This window comes from Saccharothrix hoggarensis (assembly GCF_042678885.1).
In the GTDB taxonomy this organism is placed as follows: Bacteria; Actinomycetota; Actinomycetes; order Mycobacteriales; family Pseudonocardiaceae; genus Actinosynnema; species Actinosynnema hoggarensis.
The window spans coordinates 19,759-28,053 of sequence record NZ_JBHTLK010000077.1 but is presented as its reverse complement, the minus strand read 5'-3'; the positions used below and the strand labels follow the sequence as shown (position 1 = coordinate 28,053).

At 71.5% G+C, this 8,295-nt stretch carries 8 protein-coding genes and 1 pseudogene; 7 read left to right on the top strand and 2 right to left on the bottom strand.

Annotated elements, in window-relative coordinates; all coding sequences use genetic code 11:
- Positions 1-300 precede the first annotated feature (300 nt).
- The 6 genes and pseudogenes from rpsO to ACFQ3T_RS16835 all read left to right on the top strand — a co-directional run bounded on the left by rpsO (position 301) and on the right by ACFQ3T_RS16835 (position 6,326).
- A complete protein-coding gene (rpsO, locus tag ACFQ3T_RS16860) occupies positions 301-570 on the top strand; it encodes a 30S ribosomal protein S15 (RefSeq protein ID WP_141981300.1) in 270 nt (89 codons plus the stop codon).
- Positions 571-793: 223 nt separating this feature from the next.
- On the top strand, positions 794-3,031 hold the full coding sequence (locus tag ACFQ3T_RS16855) for a polyribonucleotide nucleotidyltransferase (RefSeq protein ID WP_380724218.1): 2,238 nt from the start codon (positions 794-796) through the stop codon (positions 3,029-3,031).
- Positions 3,032-3,105: 74 nt separating this feature from the next.
- Positions 3,106-4,434, top strand: a complete 1,329-nt coding sequence (locus ACFQ3T_RS16850) for a M16 family metallopeptidase (protein ID WP_380724220.1) — start codon at positions 3,106-3,108, stop codon at positions 4,432-4,434.
- Positions 4,431-5,222: a 4-hydroxy-tetrahydrodipicolinate reductase gene (gene dapB / locus ACFQ3T_RS16845; protein WP_380724217.1), complete on the top strand. Its 792-nt coding sequence runs from the start codon at positions 4,431-4,433 to the stop codon at positions 5,220-5,222. The genes ACFQ3T_RS16850 and dapB overlap by 4 nt, the downstream gene beginning before the upstream one ends.
- 31 nt (positions 5,223-5,253) lie before the next feature.
- Positions 5,254-5,705: pseudogene (locus tag ACFQ3T_RS16840) on the top strand (tetratricopeptide repeat protein).
- Positions 5,706-5,936: 231 nt separating this feature from the next.
- Positions 5,937-6,326, top strand: coding sequence for a PRC-barrel domain-containing protein (locus ACFQ3T_RS16835; protein ID WP_380724216.1), 390 nt, complete (start codon positions 5,937-5,939; stop codon positions 6,324-6,326).
- Here the strand turns inward: ACFQ3T_RS16835 and ACFQ3T_RS16830 are convergent.
- Complete coding sequence (locus tag ACFQ3T_RS16830) at positions 6,274-6,774, bottom strand: hypothetical protein (protein ID WP_380724215.1); 501 nt, start codon at positions 6,772-6,774, stop codon at positions 6,274-6,276. The genes ACFQ3T_RS16835 and ACFQ3T_RS16830 overlap by 53 nt on opposite strands.
- Before the next feature lie 22 nt (positions 6,775-6,796).
- Complete coding sequence (locus ACFQ3T_RS16825) at positions 6,797-7,348, bottom strand: GNAT family N-acetyltransferase (RefSeq protein WP_380724214.1); 552 nt, start codon at positions 7,346-7,348, stop codon at positions 6,797-6,799.
- A gap of 63 nt (positions 7,349-7,411) precedes the next feature.
- Between ACFQ3T_RS16825 and ACFQ3T_RS16820 the strand changes: the two genes are divergently transcribed.
- Positions 7,412-8,272 (top strand): EamA family transporter, encoded by an 861-nt coding sequence (locus ACFQ3T_RS16820; RefSeq protein ID WP_380724213.1) that lies wholly within the window; start codon positions 7,412-7,414, stop codon positions 8,270-8,272.
- Positions 8,273-8,295 lie beyond the last annotated feature (23 nt).

The window sequence follows — 8,295 nt, the reverse complement described above, 5'->3', positions numbered from 1 at the left end:
CGGGCGTGCCGCCCGACTGGAGCCCGCACCTGACGGTCGCCCGCGGCCGGGCGTGGCCGCCGCTGGAGTTCACCGGGCGTGAGTGGGCGGCGGCGGAGGTCGCGCTGGTCCGCAGCCGCCCGGCCGAGGGCTACACCGTCCTCGACCGAGTGCCCTTGACCACGTCAAACGCGTAGGCCGCGGCCACTGCTGGTAACCTCGACAGTTGGGTCTGGCTGCGGTCCGTGGCGGCCAGTACCGACTACCCCGCGATCCGCGGGGCCGCACGGCACTTAACCAGGCACAAGGAGTAACGAGCACGTGGCACTGACCACCCAGGAAAAGAAGACCATCCTCGCCGAGTACGGCGTCCACGACACGGACACCGGTTCCGCCGAGGCCCAGGTCGCGCTGCTGAGCAAGCGCATCGCCGACCTGACGGAGCACCTGAAGAAGCACAAGCACGACCACCACTCGCGTCGTGGCCTGCTCCTGCTGGTCGGCCGTCGCCGCCGGCTGCTGAACTACCTCCAGAAGGTGGACATCCAGCGCTACCGCGCCCTCATCGGGCGGCTCGGTCTGCGCAGGTGAGACGTCCCGAGGGGGAGTGACCACGAGGGTCACTCCCCTTCGGCGTAACTGAAAACAACAAAGACGAGGGACGCACGCGCGGCGCACGGGACGACAGTTCGCCGGTCCTCGGTAGTGGCCCCCTGGTACGAATCCCAGGGGACTTCGATCGAAGACCGGCCTCGTCCGAACCGCGACCCGCGCCTGAGCGCGCTGTGGCCCGCATGACGAGGAGTATCCGCACATGACGGACATCGAGGTCCACGAGACTTCAGCCGTGATCGACAACGGTCGATTCGGCACGCGCACCATCCGCTTCGAAACCGGTCGCCTGGCCCGCCAGGCCGCCGGCTCGGTCGTCGCCTACCTGGACGACGAGACGATGCTGCTGTCGGCCACGACGGCGTCGAAGCACCCCAAGGAGCACTTCGACTTCTTCCCCCTCACGGTGGACGTCGAGGAGCGCATGTACGCGGCGGGCCGCATCCCCGGCTCGTTCTTCCGCCGCGAGGGTCGCCCGTCGACCGACGCGATCCTGACCTGCCGCCTGATCGACCGGCCGCTGCGCCCGTCCTTCGTGGACGGTCTGCGCAACGAGATCCAGGTCGTCATCACGGTGATGAGCCTGAACCCGCAGGACCTGTACGACGTGGTGGCGATCAACGCCGCGTCCGCGTCCACGCAGCTCGCGGGCCTGCCGTTCTCGGGCCCCATCGGCGGCGTCCGGGTGGCGCTGATCGAGGGCCAGTGGGTGGCGTTCCCGACCCACGAGCAGCTGGAGAAGGCCGTGTTCGACATGGTCGTCGCCGGCCGTGTCGTCGGTGACGACGTCGCGATCATGATGGTCGAGGCCGAGGCCACCGAGAACGTCATCGACCTGGTCGGCGACGGCGCGCAGGCGCCCACCGAGGAGGTCGTGGCCGCCGGTCTCGAGGCGTCCAAGCCGTTCATCAAGGCGCTGTGCGACGCGCAGGCCCAGCTGGCGCAGGTCGCCGCGAAGGCCACCGGCGAGTTCCCGACCTACCCGGCCTACCAGCCCGACGCCTTCGAGGCCGTCGAGGAGGCCGCCGGCGGCGAGCTCGGCCAGGCGATGACGATCGGCCCCAAGCAGGAGCGCGAGTCCCGCATCGACGAGATCAAGGCGTCGGTGCTGGAGAAGCTGGCCGAGCGGTTCGAGGGTCGCGAGAAGGAGGTCGGCGCGGCGTTCCGCTCGCTGACCAAGAAGCTGGTCCGCCAGCGCATCCTGCGCGACAAGGTCCGCATCGACGGCCGCGGCCTCACCGAGATCCGGTCGCTGTCGGCCGAGGTCGAGGTCATCCCGCGGGCGCACGGCTCGGCGCTGTTCGAGCGCGGCGAGACCCAGATCCTGGGTGTCACCACGCTGAACATGCTGCGCATGGAGCAGCAGATCGACTCGCTGTCCCCGGAGACGCACAAGCGCTACCTGCACCACTACAACTTCCCGCCGTTCTCCACCGGTGAGACCGGCCGCGTGGGCTCGCCCAAGCGCCGCGAGATCGGCCACGGCGCGCTGGCCGAGCGGGCGATCATGCCCGTGCTGCCCAAGCGCGAGGAGTTCCCCTACGCGATCCGCCAGGTGTCCGAGGCGCTGGGCTCCAACGGCTCGACGTCGATGGGCTCGGTCTGCGCGTCCACGATGTCGCTGCTCAACGCCGGCGTGCCGCTGAAGGCGCCGGTCTCGGGCATCGCCATGGGCCTGGTGTCCGACGAGGTCGACGGCAAGACGGAGTACGTCGCGCTGACCGACATCCTCGGCGCCGAGGACGCGTTCGGCGACATGGACTTCAAGGTCGCCGGCACCAAGGAGTTCGTCACCGCGCTCCAGCTCGACACCAAGCTCGACGGCATCCCGTCCGAGGTCCTGGCGTCGGCCCTGGGTCAGGCCCGCGACGCGCGCCTGACCATCCTGGAGGTCATGGCCGAGGCCATCGACAGCCCGGACGAGATGAGCCCGTTCGCGCCGCGCGTGACGTCGGTCAAGATCCCGACCGACAAGATCGGCGAGGTCATCGGCCCGAAGGGCAAGATGATCAACTCGATCACCGAGCAGACCGGCGCCGACATCTCCATCGAGGACGACGGCACGATCTACGTCGGCGCGGCGGACGGCCCGTCGGCCGAGGCCGCGATCGGCCTGATCAACGCGATCGCGAACCCGCAGCTGCCGAAGGTCGGCGAGCGCTTCCTGGGCACCGTGGTGAAGACCGCGGCGTTCGGCGCGTTCGTGTCCCTGCTCCCGGGCAAGGACGGCCTGATCCACATCTCGAAGCTGGGCAACGGCAAGCGCATCAACAAGGTCGAGGACGTCGTCAACGTCGGCGACAAGCTCCGCGTCGAGATCGCGGACATCGACCAGCGCGGCAAGATCAGCCTGGTGCTGGTCAACGACGACGCCGAGTCGGCCCCGGCCGGCGACGCGCCCGTCGCGGACGACGCGCCCGCCGAGGCACCCGCGCAGTGAGGACGAGCGTCAACGGGACGGCCGCGAGTGCTTCTGGCACTCGCGGCCGTCCGCTTACGCGCCGGCTCGGGCACCTGCAGAAGCCCGGCAGCACGGTCTCGCTGGAACGCGGCGACGGCGGCCTGGCCGTGCGCCGCAGCGTGCTGCCGTCCGGGCTGCGGGTCATCACCGAGCGCATCCCCGGCGTCCGGTCGGCGTCGGTCGGCCTGTGGGTGCAGGTCGGGTCGCGCGACGAGCGGGTCGAGGTCGCGGGCGCCGCGCACTACCTGGAGCACCTGCTGTTCAAGGGCACGGCGAACCGCACGGCCGCGCAGATCGCCGAGGAGATCGACGCGGTCGGCGGCGAGCTGAACGCGTTCACCGCCAAGGAGCACACCTGCTACTACGCGCACGTCCTCGACGAGGACCTGCCGCTGGCGATGGACCTGGTGTGCGACGTGGTGTTCGACGCGCTGTGCGAGCCGCGGGACTTCGAGACCGAGCGCGGCGTGGTGCTCGAAGAGATCGCCATGCGCGACGACGACCCGGAAGACCTGCTGCACGACGCGTTCCTGGACGCCCTGCTGGGCGAGCACGCGCTGGGACGGCCGGTGCTGGGCACCGAGCAGTCCATCGGGGACATGGACCGCGACGCGCTGTTCGGCTTCTACAAGCGGCGCTACACGCTGCCGCGGATGGTGCTGGCGGTCGCGGGCAACATCGACCACGCGCACGTGATGCGGTTGGTGCGCAAGCAGGTCGGCGATCGGCTCGACCGCGTCGGCACGCCCGTCGCGCCCCGCGCCGGACGCGCCCGCATCCCCGGTTCGCGCAAGCTGGTGCTGCACTCCGACGACACCGAGCAGGCGCACCTGATGCTGGGCGTGCGCGGGCTGGACCGGCACGACGAGCGCCGGTTCGCCCTGAACGTCCTCAACGCAGCGCTGGGCGGCGGCATGAGCTCGCGGCTGTTCCAGGAGGTCCGGGAACGGCGCGGCCTGGCGTACCAGGTGTACTCGTCGGTGGGCCTCTACGCCGACGCGGGCACGTTGTCGATCTACGCGGGCTGCCAGCCCGACCGGCTCGGCGACGTGGCCGGCGTGGTGCGCGAGGTGCTGTCCACCGTGGCCCGTGACGGGCTGGAGGACGCGGAGGTGGCCCGCGGCAAGGGCCAGCTGCGCGGCGGGCTCGTGCTGGGCCTGGAGGACACCAGCTCGCGGATGTCGCGCATCGGCAAGGGCGAGCTGAACTACGGCGACTACCTGTCCGTGGAGCAGACGCTCGCGCGCATCGACGAGGTCACGTCCGAGGACGTGGCGACGCTGGCGCGTGATCTGCTGCGACGTCCCGTCGCCGCCGCCGTGGTCGGCCCTTACGCTCACGCCGACGATCTGCCGTCCCAGGTGCACGAGGTGATCTCTTGAGTGCTCAGTCTCCGCTCGACCCCGCGAACGGGTCGTCGGCCGAACCGCTCCGCGTCGGCGTCATCGGCGCCAGGGGCCGCATGGGCGCCGAGGTGTGCCGCGCGGTCGAGGCCGCGGGGGACATGGAAGTCGTCGCGATGGTCGACGCGGGCGACTGGCTGTTCAACCTGGCCGACGCGGGCGCCCAGGTCGCGGTCGACTTCACCAGCCCCGAGGTGGTGATGGACAACATCCGGTTCTGCGTGGACAACGACATCCACGCCGTGGTCGGCACCTCCGGGTTCGACGCCCAGCGGCTCGGCGCGGTGTCGGAGTGGCTGGAGCAGAAGCCGGAGCTGGGCGTGCTGATCGCGCCGAACTTCGCCATCGGCGCGGTGCTGTCCATGCGGTTCGCCGAGCTGGCCGCCCGGTACTACGAGTCGGTCGAGGTCATCGAGCTGCACCACCCGCGCAAGGTGGACGCCCCGTCGGGCACCGCCGCGCACACCGCCCGGCTGATCTCCCAGGCGCGTGAGGCGGCGGGCCTCGGCCCGATGCCGGACGCGACGACCCAGGAGGCGCCGGGGGCGCGCGGGACGCTGGTGGGCGACGTGCGGGTGCACTCGCTGCGCGTGGCCGGGCTGATCGCGCACCAGGAGGTCGTGTTCGGCACGGAGGGCGAGACGCTGACGCTGCGGCACGACTCGCTGGACCGGAAGTCGTTCATGCCGGGCGTGCTGCTGGCCGTGCGGTCGATCGCGCGGCACCCGGGCCTGTCGGTCGGTCTCGACAAGTACATGGACCTCTGATCCCCGTGGACCTCCGCGGACCGGGCCGGCGATGAGCACCCGCACCGTCGCGTTCCTGATCACCGCCGCGCTGGCGGTGTACTTCGTGCTGCTCGGCGGCCGGGCCGTGGCGCTGCTCAGCACCGGCGACCCGGTCGGCGTCGGCCTGGGCGTCGGCGTGCTGGTGCTGCCGCTGATCGGCGCGTGGATCGCGTGGACGAACCTGCGGTTCGGCTTCACCACCGAGCGGATGGCGCGGCAGCTCGACGCGGAGGGCGGTCTCCTGGACACCTCCGCGCTGCCGCGCCGTCCGGGCGGGTGGAGCGGGAGGCCGCCGACGCGTGGTTCGAGGAGCGCCGGGCCGACGTCGAGGCGCGGCCGGAGGACTGGCGGGCGTGGTTCCTGCTGGCGCAGGCGTACGACCTGGCCGGTGACCGTGGTCGGGCCCGCGAGACCATGCGCAAGGCCATCGAACTATTCCAGTCGCCGACGAATCGGGTGTGAGCCGGTCGAGTGAGACGCGGTTCATTCGGTCTTAACGTCTTCTTGCCTTTGATCCTTCGGCACGTGTCGCTACCGTGGCTCGTGTGGTCAAAACCTGCGAGAACCTGCGGCTGACCGTCGCCTGCCTGGTCATCGCCGCCGCCGTGAGCATCGCCCTCGCCCTCACCTAGCGGTCACACGACCGGGTGGTTCGCCGTGCGCTCACCCGAATGGCCGGGTAGCCGGTGGGACATGGACCGAACAACAGTGGACCGGCTCTACGACTGCGACGTGCTGGACCGGCACGGCCGGCCGATCGGCCCGGTGTCCGAGGTGTGGCTGGCCGACGGCCGCCCGCTCTGGGCCACCGTGCGACGGGCCGGCGGCACCACCCTGGTGCCCATCCTCGGCGCCCAGGTGCGCGAACGCCGGCTCGTCGTGCCGGTGGAGGAGCACGAGGTCGCGGGCGCGCCCGAAGTGCGCAGCCGGGAGCTGTCGGACGACGAGCAGGCCGAGCTGCACGACCACTACGGCCTGACGCTGCCCGAACAGCGCCTGGTGCGGCACGAGCGCGGCGGGAAGACGTCCGTCAGTGCACCCACCACCCTGCGACCGCGGCCGGGGAAGCGGCCAGCACGCTGAACCGGGCGAACCGCCCGACCATGCCGGTGGAGATGAACAGCCAGGACGACATGCCCGCCAACCCCGCCAGCACGGTGGTGAACATGAACGGCGGCAGGCCGACCACCGAGCTGACCGCGTGCGTGCCGAACATCCAGTGCGGGTGCCGGTGGCAGCGCTCGCGCACCCACTCCAGCCGCGCCTTCCACTTCCGCCGCCACGGCGACGACGGCTTCTCCGCCTTCTCCGCGCGCTTCAGGAACGCGGGGAGGTGCAGCGAGCCGCGGGCGGCCAGGAAGTAGAACATCTTGCCCAGCACCTGGCCCAGGGCCACGGCGAGCCCGATCCACCACCAAGAAATGCCCGGCTGCTGGGTGACCAGGCCGATGACGAAGATCTCGATGCTGATCAGGGGCAGGATCGCGGAGCCGAACGCGACCCCGAACGTGAGGCACAACCACCCGAGCACCCGGCCGAGGCTACCCGTCCTGTCACGGCGTGAGCAGTAGGGACAGCCCCCCGGTCATCCGGATCTCCCTGACCGGCCGCCCGCCCGCGTCCAGCGTGCGCACCGTGCCGTCCGCTTCCCACTCCGCCTTGGCGTAGAAGTCGATCGAGCTGCGGTCCGCCTCGGGCACCCACGCGACGCCCCTGGTGGCCCCCGCTTCCCGCAGGTGCCCGGCGGCCGTGGCCAGCAACCTGCCGCCGTGCCCGCGCCGACCCCACCGGGGTTCCACGAGCACGCTCACCAGCGCCGTCGTCGACGCGTCGGCGGGCAGCGAGCCGTCGGCGTTGGCCACCTCGTCCTCCGGCGCCGGCCCCGCGACGCAGAAGCCGACCGTCCACCGGCCCTCGGCGGCGACGAGCACCTGGCCGCGCGCGACGGCGTCCGCCCAGGCCGGAGCGGTCTCCGCGACGTCGAGCGAGTCCAGCACCTCGGCGGGCAGGATGTCCCGGTAGGCGGTCCGCCAGGTGTCTCGGTGGATGCGGGCGATCTCCGCCACGTCGTCGGGCTGCGCGGTGCGCACGCTGGCGTCGGCCATGCCGGAACCCTAGCGGCGGAAACCCGCGTGATTCCGGGCGGTGTCACGTGAAAGCGTCCGTGGGTGCGTTGGGCAGCGTTGGGCGTCGTGTACGTGGTGTGGGGTTCCACCTACCTGGCCATCAGGTTCACCATCGAGTCGATGCCGCCCCTCTTGTCGGGCGGCACGCGGTTCCTGCTGGCGGGCGCCCTGCTGGCGCTCGTGGTGGCGTGGCGGGGCGGGCTGCGGATGACGCGGCGGCAGTTCGGCTCCTCGGTGCTGCTGGGCCTGCTGCTGCCCGCGTGGGGCAACGGGCTCGTGGTGCTGGCCGAGCAGTCGGTGGCGTCCGGGCTGGCCGCGCTGCTGGTGGCGGCCGTGCCGCTGTACGTGGTGGTGATGCGGCGGGTCGCGGGCGAGCGGCCCGCCGGCGTGACGTACGCGGGTGTCGCCATCGGGCTCGTGGGGCTGGCGGCGCTGCTGCTGGACGACGTCGGCACGTCGTCGTGGTGGGGGCCGTGGGTCGTGCTGCTGGCGGCGTTCGGCTGGGCGCTGGGGACGTTCCTGAGCGGGCGGCTGGACACGCCCGCCAACCCGTTCGCGCTGTCGGCGGTGGAGATGCTGGCGGGCGGCGCGGCGTTGACGGTGGTCGGGCTGGCCGCGGGGGAGCGGGTGTCGTTCGGCGCGATCACCACGTCGTCCTGGGTGGCGTGGGGGTACCTCGTGGTGTTCGGGTCGTTGCTGGCGTTCAGCTCGTACGTGTACGTGCTGGGGCAGCTGCCCGTGTCGACGGTGGCGACGTACGCGTACGTGAACCCGATCATCGCCGTGGTGCTCGGGGTGTGGCTGGCCGACGAGCGGGTCGGCGTGTTCCAGCTGGTCGGCGGCCTGTTGGTGGTGCTGGCGGTGGTCCTGGTGGTGCGGGCCGAGCGGAAGTGTCGGACCTGAGTGGGAGCATCCTGCCGTGCAGA

Excerpts from the sequence above, each read along its gene's own strand:
- ACFQ3T_RS16855 (WP_380724218.1), top strand. The coding sequence starts at position 794 with ATGACGGACATCGAGGTCCACGAGACTTCAGCCGTGATCGACAACGGT.
- ACFQ3T_RS16835 (WP_380724216.1), top strand. The coding sequence starts at position 5,937 with ATGGACCGAACAACAGTGGACCGGCTCTACGACTGCGACGTGCTGGAC.
- ACFQ3T_RS16825 (WP_380724214.1), bottom strand. The coding sequence starts at position 7,348 with ATGGCCGACGCCAGCGTGCGCACCGCGCAGCCCGACGACGTGGCGGAG.